This is a genomic window from Ensifer sp. (assembly GCF_031989085.1).
In the GTDB taxonomy this organism is placed as follows: domain Bacteria; phylum Pseudomonadota; class Alphaproteobacteria; order Rhizobiales; family Rhizobiaceae; genus Ensifer.
In genome coordinates this window covers 1,767,681-1,789,709 of record NZ_DALZXU010000001.1, presented here as the reverse complement: position 1 = coordinate 1,789,709, position 22,029 = coordinate 1,767,681, and the positions used below count along the sequence as shown (strand labels likewise).

The 22,029-nt window shown below is 62.3% G+C and carries 20 protein-coding genes; 13 read left to right on the top strand and 7 right to left on the bottom strand.

Going from position 1 to position 22,029, the window contains the following annotated elements:
- The first annotated feature begins 613 nt into the window (after window positions 1-613).
- From RTP54_RS08760 to RTP54_RS08750, 3 genes are all read left to right on the top strand, one after another.
- Window positions 614-1,084, top strand: coding sequence for an Lrp/AsnC family transcriptional regulator (locus RTP54_RS08760; protein ID WP_053247447.1), 471 nt, complete (start codon window positions 614-616; stop codon window positions 1,082-1,084).
- Between the two features lie 83 nt (window positions 1,085-1,167).
- A complete protein-coding gene (locus RTP54_RS08755; RefSeq protein ID WP_112805063.1) occupies window positions 1,168-1,989 on the top strand; it encodes a glycosyltransferase family 2 protein in 822 nt (273 codons plus the stop codon).
- Between the two features lie 7 nt (window positions 1,990-1,996).
- On the top strand, window positions 1,997-3,019 hold the full coding sequence (locus RTP54_RS08750; protein ID WP_312362002.1) for a glycosyltransferase: 1,023 nt from the start codon (window positions 1,997-1,999) through the stop codon (window positions 3,017-3,019).
- Between the two features lie 22 nt (window positions 3,020-3,041).
- Here the strand turns inward: RTP54_RS08750 and RTP54_RS08745 are convergent, their stop codons facing one another.
- Window positions 3,042-4,097 carry a glycosyltransferase family 4 protein gene (locus tag RTP54_RS08745; protein WP_312362001.1) on the bottom strand — a complete coding sequence of 352 codons (1,056 nt, stop codon included), beginning with the start codon at window positions 4,095-4,097 and terminating at the stop codon, window positions 3,042-3,044.
- Window positions 4,098-4,183: 86 nt separating this feature from the next.
- A complete protein-coding gene (gene greA / locus RTP54_RS08740; protein ID WP_112805067.1) occupies window positions 4,184-4,660 on the bottom strand; it encodes a transcription elongation factor GreA in 477 nt (158 codons plus the stop codon).
- A 294-nt stretch (window positions 4,661-4,954) separates the two neighbouring features.
- On the opposite strand from greA, the gene RTP54_RS08735 reads away from it, so the two are divergent.
- Window positions 4,955-6,445 carry an MFS transporter gene (locus tag RTP54_RS08735; RefSeq protein WP_409517094.1) on the top strand — a complete coding sequence of 497 codons (1,491 nt, stop codon included), beginning with the start codon at window positions 4,955-4,957 and terminating at the stop codon, window positions 6,443-6,445.
- Here the strand turns inward: RTP54_RS08735 and RTP54_RS08730 are convergent, their stop codons facing one another.
- The 4 genes from RTP54_RS08730 to RTP54_RS08715 form a co-directional block, all read right to left on the bottom strand.
- Window positions 6,446-6,766, bottom strand: coding sequence for a hypothetical protein (locus tag RTP54_RS08730; protein WP_312362000.1), 321 nt, complete (start codon window positions 6,764-6,766; stop codon window positions 6,446-6,448).
- A 191-nt stretch (window positions 6,767-6,957) separates the two neighbouring features.
- Complete coding sequence (carB, locus tag RTP54_RS08725; RefSeq protein WP_312361999.1) at window positions 6,958-10,449, bottom strand: carbamoyl-phosphate synthase large subunit; 3,492 nt, start codon at window positions 10,447-10,449, stop codon at window positions 6,958-6,960.
- Window positions 10,450-10,667: 218 nt separating this feature from the next.
- Window positions 10,668-11,696 carry a zinc-dependent alcohol dehydrogenase family protein gene (locus tag RTP54_RS08720; RefSeq protein WP_312363208.1) on the bottom strand — a complete coding sequence of 343 codons (1,029 nt, stop codon included), beginning with the start codon at window positions 11,694-11,696 and terminating at the stop codon, window positions 10,668-10,670.
- 85 nt (window positions 11,697-11,781) lie between these two features.
- A complete protein-coding gene (locus RTP54_RS08715; protein ID WP_312361998.1) occupies window positions 11,782-12,621 on the bottom strand; it encodes a LytTR family DNA-binding domain-containing protein in 840 nt (279 codons plus the stop codon).
- An 89-nt stretch (window positions 12,622-12,710) separates the two neighbouring features.
- Here RTP54_RS08715 and RTP54_RS08710 point away from each other — a divergent pair, with 89 nt between their 5' ends.
- From RTP54_RS08710 to RTP54_RS08695, 4 genes are all read left to right on the top strand, one after another.
- Window positions 12,711-13,232, top strand: a complete 522-nt coding sequence (locus tag RTP54_RS08710; protein WP_312361997.1) for a DUF2306 domain-containing protein — start codon at window positions 12,711-12,713, stop codon at window positions 13,230-13,232.
- 101 nt (window positions 13,233-13,333) lie between these two features.
- Window positions 13,334-14,281: a neutral zinc metallopeptidase gene (locus tag RTP54_RS08705; RefSeq protein WP_112805079.1), complete on the top strand. Its 948-nt coding sequence runs from the start codon at window positions 13,334-13,336 to the stop codon at window positions 14,279-14,281.
- Window positions 14,282-14,617: 336 nt separating this feature from the next.
- Complete coding sequence (locus RTP54_RS08700; protein WP_312361996.1) at window positions 14,618-15,910, top strand: TCR/Tet family MFS transporter; 1,293 nt, start codon at window positions 14,618-14,620, stop codon at window positions 15,908-15,910.
- A 150-nt stretch (window positions 15,911-16,060) separates the two neighbouring features.
- A complete protein-coding gene (locus RTP54_RS08695) occupies window positions 16,061-17,458 on the top strand; it encodes an MATE family efflux transporter (RefSeq protein ID WP_112833415.1) in 1,398 nt (465 codons plus the stop codon).
- Between the two features lie 149 nt (window positions 17,459-17,607).
- Here the strand turns inward: RTP54_RS08695 and RTP54_RS08690 are convergent, their stop codons facing one another.
- Window positions 17,608-17,736, bottom strand: a complete 129-nt coding sequence (locus RTP54_RS08690) for a hypothetical protein (protein WP_312361995.1) — start codon at window positions 17,734-17,736, stop codon at window positions 17,608-17,610.
- A 362-nt stretch (window positions 17,737-18,098) separates the two neighbouring features.
- Here RTP54_RS08690 and coaD point away from each other — a divergent pair, with 362 nt between their 5' ends.
- The 5 genes from coaD (at window position 18,099) to tgt (ending at window position 22,025) form a co-directional block, all read left to right on the top strand.
- A complete protein-coding gene (gene coaD, locus RTP54_RS08685; protein ID WP_312361994.1) occupies window positions 18,099-18,593 on the top strand; it encodes a pantetheine-phosphate adenylyltransferase in 495 nt (164 codons plus the stop codon).
- A gap of 35 nt (window positions 18,594-18,628) precedes the next feature.
- On the top strand, window positions 18,629-19,201 hold the full coding sequence (locus RTP54_RS08680; protein ID WP_112805084.1) for a peptidylprolyl isomerase: 573 nt from the start codon (window positions 18,629-18,631) through the stop codon (window positions 19,199-19,201).
- A gap of 23 nt (window positions 19,202-19,224) precedes the next feature.
- Window positions 19,225-19,734 carry a peptidylprolyl isomerase gene (locus tag RTP54_RS08675; protein WP_112805085.1) on the top strand — a complete coding sequence of 170 codons (510 nt, stop codon included), beginning with the start codon at window positions 19,225-19,227 and terminating at the stop codon, window positions 19,732-19,734.
- A gap of 77 nt (window positions 19,735-19,811) precedes the next feature.
- Window positions 19,812-20,894, top strand: coding sequence for a tRNA preQ1(34) S-adenosylmethionine ribosyltransferase-isomerase QueA (queA, locus tag RTP54_RS08670; protein ID WP_312361993.1), 1,083 nt, complete (start codon window positions 19,812-19,814; stop codon window positions 20,892-20,894).
- Window positions 20,895-22,025: a tRNA guanosine(34) transglycosylase Tgt gene (gene tgt / locus RTP54_RS08665; protein WP_312361992.1), complete on the top strand. Its 1,131-nt coding sequence runs from the start codon at window positions 20,895-20,897 to the stop codon at window positions 22,023-22,025.
- Window positions 22,026-22,029: the final 4 nt, after the last annotated feature.

Sequence of the window (22,029 nt, the reverse complement as noted above, 5' to 3'; positions counted from 1 at the left end):
TTGCACCGCCTGGGCCGTGTCCGTCGGCGTCACGAACCCGTGAACGCACCGCCGGGTATCGCCTCCGTGCCCAATATCGTGGCCGACCGATGTTGCCTGCGACCGCCAATGGCGTCTGCCGGGTCGGGGATAACGACGAGCGCGAAGACCGCCAGCCGGGGCCGTTTGCTCACGGTCTTTGCGCAACGAAACGATTTAACCCGGCAAGACGGCCGGCGAATGCCGGTTTTCCCGCGAATAGTCAGCGCAGATGCTTGTTGTCCGTGCGGTTTGGCGATATTTCACGCGGATTCATTTTGCTGGAGAGGCATATGGGGTTGAATGCAAGCCGCGTTTGGCTCGACCGCGAACCCGCTGCGTGGGGCACGTCGCCGCGCGGGAATTGCCTCGTCGTCGCCATGGATTGCGTGGCGCTACTGCAAGGCTCGCACCGCACCTTGAGCGCAACGTCGATCGACCCGTTGCGGTTGAACCGACGGCCCGCGGCCCAACGACACCATTGCTGATCCGATACAATCCCCGGCGACCACAACGTCCCGGCAATCCAGACAAAGATACTCCTGCCAGGCTTTGCCCACGCGCCAAAGTCGCTTTGTAAAAAGGACCAACCTTCATGACGAAACAAGTCGAGCTCGACGCAATCGATCTCAAGATCCTTCGCGAGCTCCAGCGTGACGGCAGGATGACCAATGTGGACCTCGCCCAGCGCGTCGGCATCTCGGCTCCGCCCTGTCTGCGTCGGGTGCGCAAGCTCGAGGAGACCGGCGTCATCAAGGGATACCACGCGCTCTTGAACGCGCCGGCGCTCGGCTTCGATCTCGTGGCGTTCTGCATGGTCGGGCTCAAGCGGCAGTCGGAAGCGGACCTGAAGGCATTCGCGGCAGCCACCGCCGAATGGCAGATCGTGCGCCAGGCGTGGACCGTTTCTGGCGAAAGTGACTTCCTGCTGCACTGCGTCGCCGAGAACCTGACAGCGTTCCAGGATTTCGTCATCGAGGTTTTGACCGCCAACGAGCGGGTCGATACGGTGCGCACGATGTTGACCATTCGACAGGTCAAGGATATCGGGCTGGTCCAGATCTAGGATCCGTTGATATTGAGGATCCGCAACGGCAGCGAGGCTCCCTTGGAGAACGCAGACACGACCGGAGTTGAGTGGCGTCATCCATGAGCAAGTTACCCCTTTCCGCCTTCATCATCTGCCAGAATGAAGAGGCTTATCTCGGCAATTGCATCGAGAGCCTCGAGCAGTGCGCCGAGATCGTCATCGTCGATTCCGGCTCGACGGACGGGACTGTCGCGCTTGTTCAATCCTTCGTCGACAAGGGCTGGCCAATCCGTTTCATGCACGAGCCCTGGCGCGGCTACGCCGGCCAGAAGCAGTTCGCGCTCGATCAGTGCACCCAGCCCTGGTGCCTCAACATCGATTCCGACGAGCGTCTCGACGAACCGCTGAAGGCGCTGCTGCCATCGCTTGTCGACGCCACGCCCGAGACGGTGGGCTGGCGCGTTGCGCGCCGTCCCTACCTGATCGGCTATGGCTACACGCCGGAACGGGTGCACGAGCGGCGCAATCTGCGCCTGATCCGCAAGGGCAGGGGACGTTACGACCTCAACCAGAAGGTGCACGAAGGTATCGTGCCGGATGGCCAGGTGGGTGTCGCGCGCAAGGGCAGCCTGCTTCACTACCGTCCGCTTGTCATCGACGAGCAGATCCTGAAGGAAAACAAGTATTCGACGCTGAAGGCAGACCAGCAGTTCGCAGCAGGCAAGCCGCCGCGCCCTTACAAGATGCTGGCAAGCCCGCCGCTCTATTTCTATCGTCTTTATTTCCGCAACGGGCTTTGGCGCTGCGGCTTTCCCGGCTTCATCGAGGCCATGACGGGTGCCGTTTATGCATTCCTGACCGCCGCCAAGATCTACCAGAGGCACGCGCTTAAGCGCCATCCGAACCATGACGACATGGATCGGCAGCGTCGGCAGCCGTGAGGTTCCCATGAAAGTCATGCACTACCACTTCGGCAAGGACGGCGGCGCGGAGCGCTTTTTCGTCCATCTCGTCAACTCCCTTGCCGAACGCGGCGTCGAGCAGACGGCCGTCATTCGCCCGGGCCGCCTCTGGCGCAAGGATATCGAGGGCGCGACGCGGATCGTCGAGAGCAATTTCCGCAACCTTTCGCTCGACCGCATCCTGCTGCCCATGAAGGTCAGCAGCATGGCGCGGCGCGAAAAGCCGGATGCACTGTTTGCCTGGATGCCGCGCGCCAGCCGGCTGATGCCCAACTACAAGGGTTGCATCAAGATCTCCCGGCTCGGCGACTATCCGCTGCGTCTCGACTATTTCCGCAACACCGACTGCCTCGTCTGCAACACGCCGGGTATCGCCGAACATGTGCGCAATATCGGCTGGAAGCGCGATGTCGAGGTGATTTCCAACTTCACAGGCACTGAGCGGGTCCCACCCGTCAGCCGGGCGACGCTCAACACGCCCGATGATGTGCCGGTCGTGATGTCGATGGGACGCTTTGTTCCGCGCAAGGGCTTCCACACCCTCATCGAAGCGATCGCCAAGGTACAGGATGCGCACCTCTGGCTGATCGGTGACGGAGAACAGCGCGAAAATCTGGAAAAGCTCGCCGCAGACCTCGGCGTCACCAATCGGGTCCGCTTTGCCGGCTGGCAGAAGGATGTGCGCCCGTTCCTGGCTGCAGCCGACATCTTCGTCATGGCGTCGAGCCACGAGCCGCTCGGCAACGTCGTGCTCGAATCCTGGGCGCAGGGGACACCCGTCGTCTCCAGCCGTTCGGAAGGTCCGCAATGGTTCATGCGTGACGGTGAAAACGGCCTGATGGTCGACATCGGCGACGCCGACGGTTTCGGCAGCGCCATCGAGCGCATTGCCAACGATCGGCAATTGGGGGCTCGTTTGGCCGAAAGCGGCCATGAGACGCTGATGAACCAGTTCTCCAAGCAGGCGATCACCGACGCCTACATGAAGCTGTTCGCCTCGAAAAAGTAAGAGACTGGGCGCTCGCCCACAGTCAGCGCATCAATCGCTCATAGACCGCGTTGATGGCAGCCGCTTCGCCTTCGATCGCAAACGAGGTGGACGTGCGCGAAAGACCATTCGCGCCCGCAGCCGCACGCCGCCGGTCGTCATCCATGAAGGCAGCCGTGGCCTCGACCATGGCCTGAAGATTGTCGACCGGAACAATCGTGCCGGTTTCGGCCGAGCCGCCCACGACGAGCTCGGAGAAGGCGCCGACATCGGTCGCCACCACCGGGACGCCGGTTGCCATAGCCTCTAGCGGCGTCAGGCCAAAGCCTTCCCAGCGTTGCGGGGCAACGAAGAGGTCGAGGCCGCGATACCAGTCGGGAATGTTGGTGTGTTCGCCGACGAACAGGATGCGGTCGGAAAGGCCGGCCTTTGCCACGCGCTCCTTGAGCTCGTTTTCAAACGCCACATGCGGCCCCGTCGCCCGGCCGGCAACGATCGCGCTCCAGCCCGGACGGCAGGGCAGCAGCGCAATCATGCTGTCGACGAAGAGATCCGTGCCCTTCTGGCGGCGCACCCGCCCGAAGCAGCCGACGAACTTCTGCGCCGGGTCGACGCCCAGCGCCGTCTTTGCCTGACCAGAATCAATCGGCGGCCGGAACCGCCGGGTATCGATGCCGTGCAGGATCACGTCGTTCGGCACGTCGAGATAGGCGGCGGTCTTGCCGCTGGTTGCGATCACCGCATCCATCCGCCCGATGAGGAACTTGCTCCAGCCGGTATGGCGGCGCTGCGAGGCCGAGGTGAAGACGATCTTCAGCTTCATGCGCAATAGGTCGCGCAGGATGATCGCCGGCAGCATCTCGACATTGCGGCGGGCATGCCAGACGCGCCGGCGCCGGCCATCCGGCGCTTTCCAGAGGCGCAGGAGGTCGGAAAACCGGATCGACGGTAGAGTATCGGGCAGCCCCGGACCTAGCACGGCGATCTTCTGGCCGAGCGCTCGCTGGATCGGGATCAACTGGATGATTGTCGACGTCACGCCCGAGAGGCGCCGTTTGAAATTGGGCGCGATCACCTCGACGTCCCGGATATCGGCCACGGAAGCGCTCTCCTTGGGCATGCGACAATCAATGTCTTGGAAGAGAAGATCTGGGGCGCAGCGCTAACCGTCGCCCCAAGGGGCGATCAGCCCCAGTTGATCGCGAGGATCTCGTAGGCCTTGGAACCGCCGGGAGCGTTCACCTCGATGGAATCACCGACTTCCTTGCCGATCAGCGCGCGGGCAATCGGCGAAGAGATCGAGATGCGTCCCGCCTTCACGTCCGCTTCCTGGTCGCCAACGATCTGGTAGGTCTTTTCTTCCTCGGTGTCCTCGTCGACGAGCTTCACCTTGGCACCGAACTTGATCTTGGAGCCGGACATCTTCGAGAGGTCGATGACTTCCGCACGGGCGATGAAATCTTCGAGTTCGCCGACGCGACCCTCGTTGTGGCTCTGGGCTTCCTTGGCCGCGTGGTACTCAGCGTTTTCCGACAGGTCACCATGGGCGCGGGCTTCGGCGATGGCCTCGATGATTCGTGGTCGCTCTTCCTGCTGGCGCCAGCGCAGCTCCTCCTGCAGGTTGACGAATCCACCCTGTGTCATCGGCACTTTGTCGACCATTTCAATGTCCTTCATCAAGCACGAGGCGCCGCTTGGGGGCGGCGCCAACGCAAAAGAAAACGGTCTCCGGCGCGCAAGCGCTGGAACCGTCCGAAATATCCGAACCGTTCTTATAGCAGAAATGAAATAGCCAATGCCAGATTTTTCGCCATGATCCACCGCGCGCTTCGAGCAGCGACGCAACCTGTGGGGGGCTTGGAAAAGCGACATTCTCAATAAAGAGGCTTTACCTCAACCGCGGTTGAGGTCGTAACAGTCCTGTTTCCGAAACGACCAACAGACGGAAATGACAGGATGAGCATGACAAAAGACGGCCCCAGCGCTGGAAAACCCAGCCCGAATGTTGATACGGAGGGGCGTTGGAGCGAGTTGTTGCAACCAAGATATCTGGCGGCGACCGTGACCCTTTGCCTCGGGGTCGCACTTTTCGCATTCAACGAGTTCTTCATCTCGACCGCACTGCCGACAGCGGTGGAGGAATTCGGCGGAGCAGCGCTGCTCTCGTGGGCGTTCACGCTCTATCTCGTCTTTGCGATCATCGGCGGCGCACTGGCGGCTAATCTCAAGGCCCGCTTCGGCGCGCGCAACACGTTGATCGCGGCCGCAATTGTGTTTGTCTTCGGCACCATGATCGCGACGCTGGCAACCAGCATGCCGCAGGTCCTGGCCGGCCGATTGTTTCAGGGACTGGGCGAGGGCGTCATCGCTGCCATCTGCTATGCACTCATCCCCGAACTCTTTCCGCCACGGCTCGTTCCGAAAGTCTTCGGCGCCGAGGCGATCGTCTGGGCGAGTGCAGCCTTTGCCGGCCCGTTGATTTCAGGGTTTCTGACCGAACACTGGTCGTGGCGCGCCGCGTTCTTCGTCAATATTCCGGCAGCCGCCATCTTCGTCGCCCTCGTTCTTGCCATCGTCCCCAGGCAATCGAGCATTGCGCAGATCGTTCAGTCCATTCCACTCCTGCGTCTCGCGGGGTTTGGGGTCGGCATCCTGCTGATTTCAGTCTCGAACATGCTTCAGAACGGCTTTGCCATGGCAGCGCTGCTCGTGGTGGCGATCGCCATTCTTATCAATACCGTTCACCTCGATCGCCGTTCCCAGCATTCGATCCTGCCATTAGGCGCATTCGCGGTTGGCCGCCCGCTCGGCACCGGCCTATGGATCGTGCTCCTGATGCCGCTGGCGCAGGCCTCGGGCTCCGTCTTCCTCGTCTATGGCCTGCAACACCTGTGGGATTTCAGCCCGACGGCGGCCGGCTTTTCCAGTGCCTTGATGGCGATGTCCTGGAGCCTGACGGCGATCCTTGTCGCAAGCCTGCGCTCGCACGACCTGCGCGTCCGGCTGATCGCGACTGGGCCGCTCCTGCTTTTCCTCGGCCTCGTCGGCATCACCGTAGCGATTGCGACCGGCGAGTTTCGACTGGTTTTCGCAAGCCAGATCGCCATTGGTGCAGGCTTCGGCATTTGCTGGGGCACGCTCAGCCAGCTTTTGATGGATGTGTCGCCGATCGCCGAACGTGACAAGACGTCGGCGCTGCTCCCGACGCTGCAATCGGCAGGCTACGCCATCGGCGCAGCGGTCTTCGGCGTAGCGGCCAACCTGCGCGGCTTCGACGAAGGCGCCCGCGTCGCAGTCATGCAAGAGGCGCTCTTCGCAGTGTTTGCCATGAGTTGCTTGATCTCGGTGCTGTCGCTGTTCTTCGGCATACGGACCGTCCGGCTTGCACGCGGCCCGCGTTCGTCCGGCCGCAGGGCGAGCGCACGGCGCCCCATGCCGATCGAATGATCACCAGGCCGTGGACAGGACGGAACCAGCGGCAGCAGGTCGGCGAAACACGCCCGGGTTGCCCCTGCCGATCAAGGCGTCTTGTTCACGGCCTCGGCCGTCCGATGGCGCAATCACCGCCAGCAGTTCGCCCTTGCCAGAACGAACGTGGACCTTCAGCGATCCATAGTCGGCATCACGGCCGATCCTGTCGGCTATCCTCTGGCCATAATACAGGGCCGAGCCCTCGTCGAAATGGCTGATGCCATCCTCGTCGACAAAACGCTCATCACCCCAATACAAATCGAAGAAATAGATCTGCACGATGTTGCCCCATCCCATGCGCGACGCCGGATCGTTCCGGCTCGGGTGCGCATGACGGCATATAAACATCGGCTGTCCGAATACAGGCTGAACCCGGCATTCACGTGGCGTTCACAACCATGAAGGGATGGCGTGGAGCGCCACGCGACTGCGACCCCCGGCTGAGCCTGACTGCGCGCATCGCACGACGCGCGCAGTCAATCGTTCAATCAGGCCTTGAAGTAGCTCTGCAGCGGGCGAACCTCGAGGTTGCCGGCCTTCAGCGCCTTGATGGCGCGCGCAGCGGCTTCCGCGCCGGACATCGTGGTGTAGTAGGGCACCTTCTGCATCAGCGTTGCGCGGCGCAGCGACTTGGAGTCGGAGATCGCCTTGTTGCCATCGGTCGTGTTGATCACGAGATGGACCTGGCGATTGCGGATCGCGTCCTCTACATGCGGCCGGCCTTCCTGGACCTTGTTGACCTTGGTCGCGGCAATGCCGTTTTCGCCGAGGAACCGCGCGGTACCGCCCGTTGCCATCACCTTGAAACCGATGTCGACGAGAATGCGGATCGCCGGCAGAACGCGGGACTTGTCCTCGTCGCGAACCGATACGAACACCGTTCCGTCGCGCGGCAAGTCGACACCGGCGCCGAGCTGGGACTTGGCGAAGGCGAGCGCGTAGTCGGTATCAAGACCGATGACTTCACCGGTCGAGCGCATTTCCGGGCCGAGCAGCGTATCGACGCCGGGGAAGCGGGCGAACGGGAACACGGCTTCCTTGACGGCGATGTGCTTCAGGTTGCGCGGGTCGGGCTTTTCGCCATAGGCGGCGATTGCCACGTCGAGCGCTTCACCGGCCATGACACGGGCAGCGATCTTGGCGATCGGCGCGCCGATGGTCTTGGCGACGAAGGGAACCGTACGCGAGGCGCGCGGGTTGACTTCGAGCACGTAGATCGTGCCGTCCTTGATCGCGAACTGCACGTTCATCAGGCCGCCGACATTGAGCGCCTTGGCAAGCGCAGTCGTCTGGCGCTCCAGCTCATCGACCATGGCGGTGTCGAGCGTGTGGACCGGCAGCGAGCAGGCGCTGTCGCCGGAGTGAATGCCGGCTTCCTCGATGTGCTCCATGATACCCGACACGAACACGTCCTTGCCGTCGCAGAGGCAATCGACATCGACTTCCGTGGCGTTGGTCAGGTAGCTGTCGAACAGCAGCGGGTTCTTGCCCAGAAGCGTGTTGATCTGGCCGGTCTTGTCGTTCGGGTAACGCTGCTTGATGTCTTCGGGCACGAGACCCGGAACCGTATCGAGCAGGTAGGTCTGCAGCATGCTTTCCGAATGGATGATCTGCATGGCACGGCCGCCAAGGACGTAGGACGGGCGCACGACCAGCGGGAAGCCGATTTCGGCTGCAACGAGGCGCGCCTGCTCGACCGAGTAGGCGATGCCGTTGTTCGGCTGGTTGAGGTCGAGCTTCATCAGAAGCTTCTGGAAGCGGTCGCGGTCTTCGGCGAGGTCGATCATGTCCGGTGCGGTGCCGAGGATCGGGATGCCGTTCTTTTCCAGCGCTTCGGCCAGCTTCAGCGGCGTCTGGCCACCGAACTGGACGATGACGCCGACCAGTTCGCCCTTTTCCTGCTCGGCGCGCATGATCTCGATCACGTCTTCGGCCGTCAGCGATTCGAAGTAGAGACGATCCGAGGTGTCGTAGTCGGTCGAAACAGTCTCGGGGTTGCAGTTGATCATGATCGCTTCATAGCCGGCGTCCTTCAGGGCGAAGGCGGCATGGCAGCAGCAATAGTCGAACTCGATGCCCTGACCGATGCGGTTCGGGCCGCCGCCGAGAATGACGACCTTCTTGCGGTCGGAGACATCGGCTTCGGAACGGGCTGCGCCCACGAAGGGTGTCTCGTAGGTCGAGTACATGTAGGCGGTGGGCGAGGCGAACTCGGCCGCACAGGTATCGATGCGCTTGTAGACCGGGCGGACGTTGAGCGCGTTGCGCAGTTCGGCCACTTCCTTCGGGCGCTTGCCGCCGAGCGTCGCGAGCCGGGCGTCGGAGAAGCCCATGGCCTTCAGCATGCGCAGGTTCTCGGCGTCCTGGGGCAGGCCGTGCTCGCGCACCCGCGCCTCCATGTCGACGATCGCCTTGAACTGGGCGATGAACCACGGGTCGATCTTGCTCGCCTCGTGGACTTCGGCCTCGCTCATGCCGAGACGCAGCGCCTGGGCGACCATGCGCAGCCGATCCGGCGTCGGCGTGCCGATCGCGGCGCGGATGGCGTTGCGGCCGTCACCGTTCTCGTCCATGTCGGGAATTTCGATTTCGTCGAGACCGGTGAGGCCGGTCTCCATGCCGCGCAGCGCCTTCTGCAGCGATTCGGCAAAGGTGCGGCCGATCGCCATGACTTCGCCGACCGACTTCATCGCGGTGGTCAGGACCGGCGAGGCGCCCGGGAATTTCTCGAAGGCAAAGCGCGGGATCTTGGTGACGACGTAGTCGATCGACGGTTCGAAGGATGCCGGTGTCGCGCCGCCGGTGATGTCGTTTTCGAGTTCGTCGAGCGTGTAGCCGATCGCAAGCTTGGCGGCGATCTTGGCAATCGGGAAGCCGGTCGCCTTGGAGGCGAGCGCCGAGGAGCGCGAGACGCGCGGGTTCATCTCGATGACGACGAGACGGCCGTCCTTCGGATTGACGGCGAACTGCACGTTCGAGCCGCCGGTCTCAACGCCGATCTCGCGCAGGACCGCGATCGAGGCGTTGCGCATGATCTGGTATTCCTTGTCCGTCAGCGTCAGCGCCGGAGCGACGGTGATCGAATCGCCCGTGTGGACGCCCATCGGGTCGATGTTTTCGATCGAGCAGATGATGATGCAGTTGTCCGCCGTGTCGCGGACGACTTCCATCTCGTATTCCTTCCAGCCGAGAACCGATTCTTCGATCAGCACTTCGGTGGTCGGCGAGGCGTCGAGGCCGCTGCCGACGATGTCGAAGAATTCGGTGCGGTTGTAGGCGATACCGCCGCCGGTGCCGCCCAGCGTGAACGACGGGCGGATGATCGCCGGCAGGCCGACGTCATCGAGCGCCTGCGCGGCAATCGCCATCGCATGGTTCATGTAGCGCTGCTTGCGATCGCCTTCGCCAAGGTTCCACTGGTTTTCCAATTCGTCGAGCGACGTGTCGAGTTCCGGACCGGACAGGCGGCTCTTCAGCTCGGCGCGTTCGGCCTCATGCACCTTGCGATCGTGATCCTTGATGTCGGTGGCGTTGGCGAGGCGCGACTTCGGCGTCTCCAGACCGATCTTGGCCATCGCCTCGCGGAAAAGCGCGCGGTCTTCGGCCTTGTCGATCGCGTCCGGCTTGGCGCCGATCATCTCGACATTGTAGCGGTCGAGAACGCCCATGCGGCGCAGCGACAGCGCGGTGTTGAGCGCGGTCTGGCCGCCCATCGTCGGAAGCAGCGCGTCCGGCCGCTCCTTGGCGATGATCTTGGCGACAACTTCCGGCGTGATCGGCTCGACATAGGTCGCGTCCGCCAGGCCCGGGTCGGTCATGATCGTCGCCGGGTTGGAGTTGACGAGGATGACCCGGTAGCCTTCCTCCTTCAGCGCCTTGCAGGCCTGTGTCCCGGAATAATCGAATTCGCATGCCTGCCCGATAACGATCGGCCCCGCGCCGATGATGAGGATCGATTTGATATCTTGGCGCTTCGGCATGGTCGGTCATCCGTTTCTAGCTGCGCGAAAAACCGGCCAAGGTGGGAGGTCACCGGCCGGGCACGCAATGATGGTCTTTTCAGGCTAGAAGCGGCTTATAGGCAAATGTATCTGCAAGCGAAACCCCGAAAATTCCGGAATCGACAGGAAAGCCGACATATTTCGCCATGCGCCTTTGCATGGTGTTGCGCAGCGGTCTCAAGGGCACTCGAACGGCGTCAAGCGGGGCGTGGCACCACCAAGACCTTGACCTCGCCGGCAGCAGGCGGATGCGCGATAACGCTGACCGCTTCATCAAGCGAGACGCGCCGAGAGATCAGCTTGTCGATCTCGATCGTGCCGGATGCCACAAGGTCTGCCGCGCGGCGATGCGTGAAGGGATTGACGAAGGAACCGAGGACGCGCAGCTCGCGAAAGAGAATGTCGAAGGGTTCGATCTCGACCTTTTCGCCCTGCGGCATCACCCCGACAATGACGACCGTACCGCCCGATTTCGCAAGCCGAGTCGATTGCCTGACGGTCTCGGCGACGCCCGCACATTCGATCACGACATCGACGCCGCCGGGAACAAGCCCGGCCTCACCGGTAATGGCCTCTATGATATCGCCTGCGGATGGATCGACTGTCGCCGTTGCCCCAACCTCTTCCGCGAGCCTGCGCTTTGAAGCCTGCCGCGTCGAAAGAATGACGGTCGTCGCACCCGCGAGGCGTGCCAGTTGCACTGTCAGCAGGCCGATCACCCCACCGCCGAGAACCACGACGGACGATCCGGCACGAATGCCGGAAAGATCGATGCCATGCAGGCAGCAGGCGAGGGGCTCGCAGAACGCGCCGTGAACCGGATCGAGGCTCAGCGGGATTTCATGCGCCTGATTGCGTGGAACGATGACATAGTCAGCAAAGCCGCCATCGCGGTGGATGCCGATCGCGCGCAGAGCGTGACAAAGGTTGACCCTGCCGACGCGACATTGCGGGCAGCAGCCACAGGAAATGTTCGGGTCGCCAGTGATGCGGACGCCGATGGCGATATCGCTTACGTCCTTTCCGAGCGCTTCGACGATGCCGCAGAACTCGTGGCCGAGCGTGACCGGTGGCATAGATGGAAACTCGCCATGCAGAAGATGCCGGTCGGTGCCGCAGATGCCGCAAGCCTCGACGCGAACCAGAAGATCGCCGGGGCCCGGCGAGGGAATGTCCACCTCGCGCACGAAAAGATCGCCGATCGCCTCGAGCCGCAACGCCTTCATGACCATGCCTCACTCACCGGTTTCCCTTGAGGCGAATAGGATCGTCAAAGCGGGGCACGGTCAAGGATCCGATGAAGATTGGCGCTCAACCCCAGCGTTGCCGCACGGCCGCGGCATAGGTGCGACTGACCGGCACCTCAGTTCCATCCCCAAGCAGAATTGTCATGCGGCCGTTGTCGCGCACAACCCGCGCGACATGCGCGTCGGCGACCCAATGGGAACGGTGCACCTGCAGCCCCGGCACCGCGCCGAGTTCGCCGAGCGCGTCGGCGAAACGCAAGAGGATAAGTTCGCGACCTGCCGTGGTGGTGACTTCCGTGTAATGATCGCTGACAGTCAGGTGCAGCGGCCAGCCGCGATTGACCGGTTTCAGCCGCAGAAGCAGCGGTATCCCGCCAGCCTCGCTCGAGCGGCCGGGGTCGGAGGGCTCCCAATTCGCGTCCATCCGGGGTCCCATTGTGGCAGCCCCGGTGTCGCTCGCTTCCAGCAGGTTATCGGTGTTCAGCGTCATCCAGGTCAGGGCGCAAAACAGCAGTGACAGCAACAGGCCGGTGGCAATGTCCGACAGCATGCCTCCTGGTGTCGGCGCCACCGCAAATGTCGCCGCCGCGAGCGCACTGGTGACGAGACCGATCGGGACACCCGCAACCGCCGCCCCGATCATCATGCGCGCGAAACCGGAGGCGACCCTTTCGCGCAGCAGGCCATTGGCAAGCACGGCCGAAACGATCGCAATCGCCCAGGTGGCGGCATGCAGAACGAGCCAGAACCCCAGCCTCGGCGCCGCCGCCAGCCGATCGGCGGTTCCATAGGGACCGGTGATCCAGAAGATCAGCACGACCGACGCAAAGGTCGCCCAGAAGCGCGGCGCCTTTGCGACAAGATGCAGTTCACGAAGCGTGGTTTGCAGAAGTGCGCGTTTCACGAAGTTTTCCGTCCGTTCCAGTCAAAGCATTTGAGCGCAGCGCCGGGGCCGCCGCAAGGTCGGGAAAGTCAACAATCTGGAAGCCGCCCATGACACTTGCGCCATTGCTCCATGCATCCTTTGCAATTCAGCTCCATGTGGCAACCGTCATTCCCGCCGCCATTCTTGGCGCCGTCTTGCTCGCACGTCCGAAGGGAACACGCATGCATCGGACGCTGGGCAAGATCTGGCTCGCGCTCATGGTGGTGACGGCGTCCTCCACATTCTTCATCCATGAAGTCAGGCTGGTCGGCGGCTTCAGCCCCATCCACCTTCTGTCGATCTATGTGCTCTTCGCCAGCTGGCAGGCGATCGCCGCCGCCCGACGCCACGCCATCGCCGCCCATCGCGGCCACGTCGCCGGCATGTATCTCGGCGGCATCGTCGTTGCCGGCTTCTTCACATTGCTGCCGGGGCGATTGATGCATGCAAGCCTTTTTGCAGGTCTATCGCGCTTGCAGGCTGTTGCGACGACGGTTTTGCTGGCTGCACTGCTGATAGGAGCAGCCATCCTCGCCATCCGTCAGGGTCGTCTCTTCAAGCGCGGCAAGTCCGCGAAAAGATTGGCATGATCGCAACCTTGCGGGCCTGATTGCGTTTTACAACTGCATTCGGCCCGGCTTATAAAAGATCTGACCGATATTGCGTATCGACCACGCTGGGAGGACAGATCATGGAATGGAAAGGCCGCCGCCAATCCGGAAACGTCGAGGACCAGCGTGGAGCGAGCCCCGGAGGCGGCCTGGGCGGCAATCCATTCGGCCGGGGCGGTGGCTTCCGCATGCCCGGCGGTGGCGGTGGCATGCGCGGCGCCGGCGGCGGCATGAGCTTCGGCACCATCATCTTTCTCATCGCGCTCTACTTCATCCTGAAGGCCATGGGCATCGACATGCTGCAGGTGCTCGGCGGCGGCGGTGGTCCGGTCTCGCAACCGGGCTTCGAACAGAGCGACGGCTCGCCTGCACCGCGCGGATCAGCGCAGGAGGAGGAAATGAAAGCCTTCATGTCGACGGTACTGGCCGAAACCGAAGACACCTGGAACGGTATCTTCCAGGCGAGCGGCGAGCAGTATCAGGAGCCGAAGATGGTGCTGTTCAGCGGCTCCGTGCGCTCCGCCTGCGGCTTTGCTTCGGCCGCGTCCGGCCCGTTCTATTGCCCGGGTGACCGCAAGGTCTATCTCGATATGAGCTTCTTCGATGAGCTTGAACAGAAGTTCGGCGCGTCCGGCGACTTCGCGCAGGCCTATGTGGTTGCGCACGAAGTCGGCCACCACGTACAGAACCTGATCGGCGTCCTGCCGAAGTTCAACCAGATGCGCCAGTCGATGAGCGAGACCGAAGCCAACCAGATGTCGGTTCGCGTCGAGCTGCAGGCCGATTGCTTCGCCGGCGTCTGGGGCAAATATACCCAGCAGAAGGGCCTGCTGGAGCAGGGCGACCTGGAAGAGGCGTTGAACGCCGCCACCCAGATCGGCGACGACACGCTGCAGAAGCGCATGCAGGGCTATGTCGTTCCCGAAAGCTTCAACCACGGCACATCGGAGCAGCGCATGCGCTGGTTCAAGCGCGGCTTCGACAGCGGCAAGATGGCAGCCTGCGATACATTTTCAGGCCAGGTCTGACGTCCTGAAGATCAGCTAAAGAACGCGAAGGCCGGCAGCGATGCCGGCCTTTTCGATTAACACCCGACCTTCGCAAGAACAGGCGCTTACCGCGCAAGCGAATCCTCACAAAGGAACATCCCTTGAGGCAACTGACGTTCACGACTTAGTCCGTCCCATCGGACGCCGGCGCGCCGGGGAGGTGTCGGGAGCATCGATAAAGAAACGTGATTGTTCTCATAAGAAACTTTGAGACGTTCACGTATTGTTTCGGGCGAAATCATCCGTTACACCGAAATTGGCAACGTCGTTCACGTTCTGTCTCCGCGCTGGCGACGGACAGCGCAGGGAGAGTTTATGCTCGACGAAAAATCGGTGCGGCGCGGCCTGTTCCTCGTCTTTCTCACCCTGCTTCTCGACATCATCGGCATCGCGATCATCGTGCCGGTGCTGCCGAGCTATCTCGAGGAATTGACCGGCGCCAGCGTCAGCGACGCAGCGATCGACGGCGGCTGGCTGCTTCTGGTCTATGCTGCGATGCAGTTCCTGTTCGCGCCGCTGATCGGCAACCTCAGCGACCGCTTCGGACGCAGGCCGATCCTGCTCGCCTCGGTGTTGACCTTTGCCATCGACAACCTGATCTGCGCGCTTGCGACGAGCTACTGGATGCTCTTTATCGGCCGCGTGCTCGCTGGCATCAGCGGCGCGAGCTTCGGCACGGCCGCCGCCTACATCGCCGACATCAGCCATGATGGAAACCGCGCCAAGAACTTTGGCCTGATCGGCATCGCGTTCGGATCGGGCTTTGCCTTGGGGCCCGTGATCGGCGGCCTGCTGGGCGAGTTAGGACCGCGCGTGCCGTTCTATGGTGCGGCGGCACTTTCCTTCGTCAACTTCCTGCTCGGGGTTTTCCTGTTGCCGGAAACGCTCGACAAGGCCCATCGCCGCCGTTTCGAGTGGAAGCGCGCCAATCCGCTCGGCGCACTCAGGCAGATGCGCAAGTATCCTGGAATCGGCTGGGTCGGGCTGGTGTTCTTCCTGTTCTGGATGGCACATTCGGTCTATCCGGCCGTCTGGTCCTTCGTGTCGTCCTATCGTTACGGCTGGAGCGAAGGGCAGATCGGCCTGTCGCTCGGTATTTTCGGCATCGGCGGCGCTCTGGTGATGGCGTTCGTCCTGCCGCGCGTCGTGCCGCGGCTTGGCGAGTGGCGCACAGCCATCCTTGGCTTGATTTTCACGGCACTCGGTGCCGCTGGCTATGCGGCCGCCTGGCAGGGCTGGATGATCTATGCCGTCATTATCGCCACGGCGCTCGAAAGCCTCGCCGATCCGCCGCTGCGCAGCATTGCTGCCGGCCATGTGCCACCCTCGGCCCAGGGAGAACTGCAGGGCGCGCTCACCAGTATCGGCAGCATCACCACGATCATCGGACCTTTGATCTTTACCCAGATCTTCGGTTACTTCACCGCCTCGACCGCAACAGTTTCCTTTTCCGGCGCACCTTACGCACTTGCAAGTTGCTTTGTCGTCGGCGCCATCATCGTATTCTGGCTGAAGGTTCCGAAACGGCTGGCGGTTCGGGCCGAAGATGTCGAACCTGCCGATCCCTCTGTCACGCTGCGCCCGACCCAAAGCGGTTCTGCGCCCTGAAATTGATCAATATAATTGATCCTTCGATGAAAAATTGAGCAGACAGGGCTTTGTCGCTGGCTCTTTCGCCAGCCCTGTTCTATTTCGCTCATATTTCCCTTCGTTCTGACCTGCGGCATTACCTGCCGCGTCGACATCCAGGAATCCGTCATGCTGACCGCGAATGCGAGCCCGATCCCGGTGCAATACGACAACTCATGGCGCACCCATTATCGTGCAAGCCTCTATCTCGGCGTGCCCTTCATCGGCGCACAGCTGGCTCAACTTGCAATCAACACGACCGACGTCCTGATGGTTGGCAAGCTTGGCGCCACCCAACTGGCGGCGATCATCCTGGCAACGCAGATGTACTTCACCATCTACATTTTCGGCAGCGGCTTCGCCAACGCCGTGGTGCCGATGGCCGCACAGGCGCAGGGCAGGGGCGACAAGGTCTCGGTGCGCCGCTCCGTGCGCATGGGGCTTTGGGTGGTTCTCTTCTACGGCGTGCTGACGGCCCCGGTGCTCTGGATGGCTGAGCCGATTCTTCTCATGGCAGGCCAACAGAAGGAAGTCGCGGCTCTTGCGGCTGAATATCTCCACATCGCGCAATGGGCGATCTTCCCCGGCCTTATCTTCATGGTGCTGCGCGCCTTCCTGAGCGGCCTGGAGCGGGCAGGGATCATTCTCTACGTCACCCTGGCGACGCTCGTCCTCAATGCAGCGCTTTGCTACGTGCTGATCTACGGCCACTTCGGCTTCCCGCAACTCGGCATTTTCGGCGCCGCTGTCGCCGCCCTCGGCGTCGCGGTCCTCGGTACGGGGCTGACCATCGCCTATATCAAGAGCAAGCCGGAACTGAACCAGTACGAGCTGTTCGTGCGCTTCTGGCGTCCGGATTGGCCTGCCTTCAGGGAAGTGGTCTATCTCGGCATCCCGATCTCGCTGACCATTCTGGCGGAAGTCAGCCTGTTCACAGTCGCCTCTCTGCTGATGGGAACGATCGGCACGATCGAGCTTGCGGCCCATGGCATCGCGCTGCAATTCGCCTCCATGGCCTTCATGATCCCGCTTGGCATAGCGCAGGCTGCGACGGTGCGCGTCGGGCTTTCCTACGGCCGTGGCGACATGCTCGGCGTGCGGCGCGCGGCGATCTCGGCACTGGTGCTCGGCTCCGTGTTCGCCATGGTCGGCAGCGCGATCTTTGCGATCTTTCCGAGCCAGCTCGCAGCGCTTTACCTCGACACCAACCGGCCAGATGCCGCGCAGGTGCTGGCCTTTGCCGCTCCGCTGATCGTGATCGCCGGCGCGTTCCAGCTGGTCGACGGCCTGCAGGCGATTGCCGCCGGCATGCTTCGCGGGCTCAAGGACACGAAGGTGCCGATGATCCTGGCAATGATTTCCTATTGGCCGATCGGCTTCGTCTGCGCCTGGGTCTTTGCGTTCCCGCTCAACTTCGGCGGCGTCGGCGTCTGGTTCGGTTTCGTTCTCGGTCTTGCCGCAGCCGCGCTGTTCCTGAACTGGCGGTTCTTCCGGATGCTGCGCGCCCACAAGGTGACGGCAGCCTGAAGCAAGACGGCTCCACGCAAAGAAAAAGCCGGACGGGCAGGGGATGCCGTCCGGCTTACGAAGGCGACCACGTCAGGGGACGAACATGGCCGCTTATTTCGAAACTCCTGGAGGAAGCTTCTTGAAACGTTGTGAGGTTACCGACGCCGTTAGACGTTGAATCCGCCGGTTTCGTTGGAACCCATGCGATCGCGCTGGAGGTCGCGTATCGTGCGGGCAAAATCCACAAGAAAAACAAGACTGATTACCGCCGCGGCGGTCATGAAGACAGTCGCCATGACATTTTACCTTTAGCCGAAGATCTTACGGTTGCTTGAACGGTTGCGTTGCTCACGGGATTCGTCCCGGAGCGCATGTATCGTCGCAAAAATCATTGCGAAAAACATTGTCATCGAAAACAGAGCAAGTCCCATAGCCGTCATCCTTTCAGGTCGTAAACGGCGCAATCTTCCAAAAGGTTCCGTTCTTTCTTGCTTCACATTACTGTTGGTGACGTGAAACGCTCTTGAACATGGCATTCATCTAGCATTCATTTCTTGAGAGCCGCTGTTTCCCAGGGAACAAGCCGAGCCCGTCTGTACAACTCTTGCGATCCGCCGCCGTCCATGACAAAAGGCTTCACCAAACGGAAACAGGTGCGATGACGACGGCATTCTACCCCGGCTCCTTCGATCCGATGACGAACGGGCATCTCGACGTACTTGTCCAGGCGCTCAACGTTGCGCGAAAGGTCATCGTGGCGATCGGTATCCATCCGGGCAAGGCGCCGCTGTTTTCGTTCGACGAACGCTCGGACCTCATCCGCCAGTCGTTGCTGGAATTTTTGCCGGAGCGCGCTGCCGACATCGACGTCGTCTCCTTCGACAACCTCGTGGTCGATGCGGCACGTGAAAGCGGTTCGCGGCTGCTTGTGCGCGGCCTGCGCGATGGCACCGATCTCGACTACGAAATGCAGATGGCAGGCATGAACCGGCAGATGGCGCCCGATATCCAGACCCTGTTCCTGCCGGCGGGCACGGCATCGCGGCCCATTACGGCCACATTGGTCCGCCAGATCGCCGCCATGGGCGGCGACGTCAGCGCATTCGTGCCCAAGGCGGTTCACGCTGCGCTCATGGCCAAGCGCAAAGCCTGAAGCCGCCACACCCATTCACCACTCAGGGAGAAACCATGAAAATCCTCCACCTCGCATTTGCCGGTGCCCTCACGCTCGCGTCCTTTGCAGGAACCGCGCTTGCGCAGACGGCTGACAACTTCCTCACCATCACGCTGAAGGATGGACCGGTCGTCGTCGAGCTTCGCCCTGACATTGCGCCCAAGCACGTCGAGCAGATCAAGGCGCTGGCAACAGCCGGCGAATACAACAATGTCGCCTTCCACCGCGTCATCAAGGGCTTCATGGCCCAGACCGGCGACGTGCAATACGGCGACATGGAAGACGGCTTCCAGCCCCAGGCAGCTGGCACGGGCGGTTCTTCCAAGCCGGATCTGCCGGCCGAATTCTCGGACGTTCCGTTCGAGCGCGGCACGGTCGGCATGGCACGTTCGCAGGATCCCAACAGCGCCAACTCGCAGTTCTTCATCATGTTTGCCCCGGGCGACTTCCTCAACGGCCAGTACACGGTCGTCGGCAAGGTCGTCTCCGGCATGGAGAACGTGGACAAGATCAAATTGGGTGACGACGCCAACAACGGCTCCGTTACCGATCCCGACCGCATGATCAGCGTCAAGGTCGGCAAGTAAAAGTCAACAGAAGGAGAAAACCCATGGCCGAGATCAAAGATCCGGAAAACACGATCATCATGGAGACCACAAAGGGCCAGGTCGTTATCGAGCTTCGCCCTGACGTAGCTCCGGGTCATGTCGCCCGCATCAAGGAACTGGTCCGCGAAGGCGCCTATGACGGCGTGGTGTTTCACCGCGTCATCGAGGACTTCATGGCACAGACCGGCGACGTCCAGTACGGCAAGACCGGCGGCGAGCACTTCAACCCGTCGCGCGCCGGCATGGGCGGCTCGTCCAAGCCGGACCTGAACGCCGAGTTCTCGAACGTCAGCCACATTCGCGGCACCTGCTCGATGGCTCGCAGCCAGATGCCGAACTCGGCCAATTCGCAGTTCTTCATCTGCTTCACCGATGCGCCCTGGCTGAACAAGCAGTACTCGGTCTGGGGCCAGGTTATCGAAGGTATGGACAACATCGACAAGATCAAGCGCGGCGAGCCGGTGCGTGATCCCGATACCATCGTGTCCATGCGGGTTGCCGCCGACGCCTGATTTGCGCTAATGCACAAACCCGTCCCGGTCGTGCCTGATGGCCCCGGGGCGGGTTTCATTTTTTTCAGAAACGATCCATGCGCGTAGACCTGTTCGACTTCGACCTTCCGGAAACCTCGATTGCGCTCAGGCCCGTCAGCCCGCGCGACAGCGCCCGCCTGCTTGTGGTCGATCCGGACGCGCCAGAACCGCTGACCGATCACGGCGTTCTCGATCTGCCGTCCTTCCTGCGTCCCGGAGACGCGCTGGTGTTCAACGACACCAAGGTCATCCCGGCACAACTCGAAGGCATTCGTCGTCGCGGGGAAGAGATCACCACGCCAGTTTCCCTGACCCTGCACATGCGGATCGCTCCCGATCGCTGGAAGGCCTTTGCCCGGCCGGCGCGCCGTCTGAAGGTTGGTGACCGCATCGCCTTCGGCCACGGCGGCAACAGCTGCCTGCTCGGCATGCTCGACGCGACGGTCGAGGACAAGGGCGACGCCGGCGAAGTGACTTTGCGTTTCGACCTTTCAGGGCCGTTGCTCGACGAAGCGATCATGGCCACCGGCCACATTCCGCTGCCGCCGTACATAGCCTCGAAACGCGCGGAGGATGCGCAGGATCGCACCGATTACCAGACGGTCTATGCCCGCGAGGAGGGCGCCGTCGCCGCACCGACGGCCGGCCTGCACTTCACCGAACGGCTGTTTGCAAAGCTCGACGAACTCGGCATCGAGCGCCAGTTCGTCACCTTGCATGTCGGGGCGGGGACGTTCCTGCCGGTCAAGGCCGACGATACCGACGATCACGTGATGCATCAGGAGATCGGCCACGTCGATGCGACAACCGCCGAGCGCCTCAATGCGGTCAAGGCGAGGGGTGGGCGCATCGTCTGCGTCGGCACGACCTCGTTGCGGCTGATCGAAAGCGCCGCGGACGAAAGCGGCACGATCCAGGCCTGGTCCGGGCCGACGGGCATCTTCATTACGCCCGGCTATCGCTTCCGCGCCGTGGACATGCTGATGACCAATTTTCACCTGCCGAAATCGACACTGTTCATGCTGGTCTCGGCCTTCTGCGGCCTGGAGACCATGCGCGCGGCCTATGCCCATGCGATCGATACCGGCTACCGTTTCTATTCCTATGGCGATTCCAGCCTGCTTTTCCGGAAAGACTAGATGACCGAAACCTTCCAGTTCAAGCTGCACGCAACCGACGGCAAGGCACGTCGCGGCGAGGTTTCAATGCCGCGCGGCACGATCCGCACGCCCGCCTTCATGCCGGTCGGCACGGTGGGCACGGTTAAGGCGATGTATCTCGACCAGGTCAAGGATCTGGGCGCCGACATCATCCTCGGCAACACCTACCACCTGATGCTGCGCCCGGGCGCAGAACGCGTGGCGCGGCTCGGTGGTCTGCACAATCTCATTCGCTGGCAGGGCCCGATCCTTACCGACAGCGGTGGATTCCAGGTGATGTCGCTTGCCGGGCTGCGCAAGCTCGACGAGCAGGGCGTCACCTTCAAGAGCCATGTCGACGGCGCGCTTTTCCATATGTCGCCGGAACGCTCGATCGAAATCCAGGGCTTGCTCGACAGCGATATCCAGATGCAGCTCGACGAATGCGTGGCGCTGCCAGCCGAGCCCAAGGAAATTGAGCGCGCGATGGAAATGTCGCTGCGCTGGGCGGAGCGCTGCAAGGTCGCCTTCGGCGACCAGCCCGGCAAGGCAATGTTCGGTATCGTTCAGGGCGGTGACATTCCAGCCTTGCGGGTTCGCTCGGCCGAAGCCCTGAAGGGCCTGGATCTGAAGGGCTATGCCATTGGCGGACTTGCTGTCGGCGAGCCACAAGAGGTGATGCTGCGCATGCTCGACATCACCTGCCCGGTACTGCCCGTGGAAAAGCCACGCTACCTGATGGGTGTCGGCACGCCGGACGATATTCTCAGATCCGTCGCCCAGGGCATCGACATGTTCGACTGCGTGATGCCGACCCGTTCCGGCCGCCATGGCCTCGCTTTCACGCGTTATGGCCGCATCAACGTGCGCAACGCCCGACATGCTGAAGACATGCGGCCGCTCGACGAGCAATCCTCGTGCCCGGCGACGCGGGACTATTCGCGCGCCTACCTGCATCACCTGATCCGCTCCAACGAATCGCTTGGTGGCATGCTGCTCAGCTGGAACAACCTGGCCTATTATCAGGAGCTGATGGCTGGCATCCGCCTGGCAATCGAGGAAGGCCGCTTCGCCGACTTCATGGCCGAGACGCAGGAAACCTGGCGGCGAGGGGACCTGGCTCCCCTCTGAGTGC

Excerpts from the sequence above, each read along its gene's own strand:
- RTP54_RS08690 (WP_312361995.1), bottom strand. The coding sequence starts at position 17,736 with ATGGCGACTGTCTTCATGACCGCCGCGGCGGTAATCAGTCTTGTTTTT.
- greA (WP_112805067.1), bottom strand. The coding sequence starts at position 4,660 with ATGGTCGACAAAGTGCCGATGACACAGGGTGGATTCGTCAACCTGCAG.
- RTP54_RS08710 (WP_312361997.1), top strand. The coding sequence starts at position 12,711 with ATGACACTTGCGCCATTGCTCCATGCATCCTTTGCAATTCAGCTCCAT.
- RTP54_RS08675 (WP_112805085.1), top strand. The coding sequence starts at position 19,225 with ATGGCCGAGATCAAAGATCCGGAAAACACGATCATCATGGAGACCACA.
- RTP54_RS08720 (WP_312363208.1), bottom strand. The coding sequence starts at position 11,696 with ATGAAGGCGTTGCGGCTCGAGGCGATCGGCGATCTTTTCGTGCGCGAG.
- RTP54_RS08750 (WP_312362002.1), top strand. The coding sequence starts at position 1,997 with ATGAAAGTCATGCACTACCACTTCGGCAAGGACGGCGGCGCGGAGCGC.
- RTP54_RS08695 (WP_112833415.1), top strand. The coding sequence starts at position 16,061 with ATGCTGACCGCGAATGCGAGCCCGATCCCGGTGCAATACGACAACTCA.
- RTP54_RS08735 (WP_409517094.1), top strand. The coding sequence starts at position 4,955 with ATGAGCATGACAAAAGACGGCCCCAGCGCTGGAAAACCCAGCCCGAAT.
- queA (WP_312361993.1), top strand. The coding sequence starts at position 19,812 with ATGCGCGTAGACCTGTTCGACTTCGACCTTCCGGAAACCTCGATTGCG.
- tgt (WP_312361992.1), top strand. The coding sequence starts at position 20,895 with ATGACCGAAACCTTCCAGTTCAAGCTGCACGCAACCGACGGCAAGGCA.
- RTP54_RS08760 (WP_053247447.1), top strand. The coding sequence starts at position 614 with ATGACGAAACAAGTCGAGCTCGACGCAATCGATCTCAAGATCCTTCGC.
- RTP54_RS08700 (WP_312361996.1), top strand. The coding sequence starts at position 14,618 with ATGCTCGACGAAAAATCGGTGCGGCGCGGCCTGTTCCTCGTCTTTCTC.
- RTP54_RS08730 (WP_312362000.1), bottom strand. The coding sequence starts at position 6,766 with ATGGGATGGGGCAACATCGTGCAGATCTATTTCTTCGATTTGTATTGG.
- RTP54_RS08680 (WP_112805084.1), top strand. The coding sequence starts at position 18,629 with ATGAAAATCCTCCACCTCGCATTTGCCGGTGCCCTCACGCTCGCGTCC.
- coaD (WP_312361994.1), top strand. The coding sequence starts at position 18,099 with ATGACGACGGCATTCTACCCCGGCTCCTTCGATCCGATGACGAACGGG.
- RTP54_RS08755 (WP_112805063.1), top strand. The coding sequence starts at position 1,168 with ATGAGCAAGTTACCCCTTTCCGCCTTCATCATCTGCCAGAATGAAGAG.
- carB (WP_312361999.1), bottom strand. The coding sequence starts at position 10,449 with ATGCCGAAGCGCCAAGATATCAAATCGATCCTCATCATCGGCGCGGGG.
- RTP54_RS08705 (WP_112805079.1), top strand. The coding sequence starts at position 13,334 with ATGGAATGGAAAGGCCGCCGCCAATCCGGAAACGTCGAGGACCAGCGT.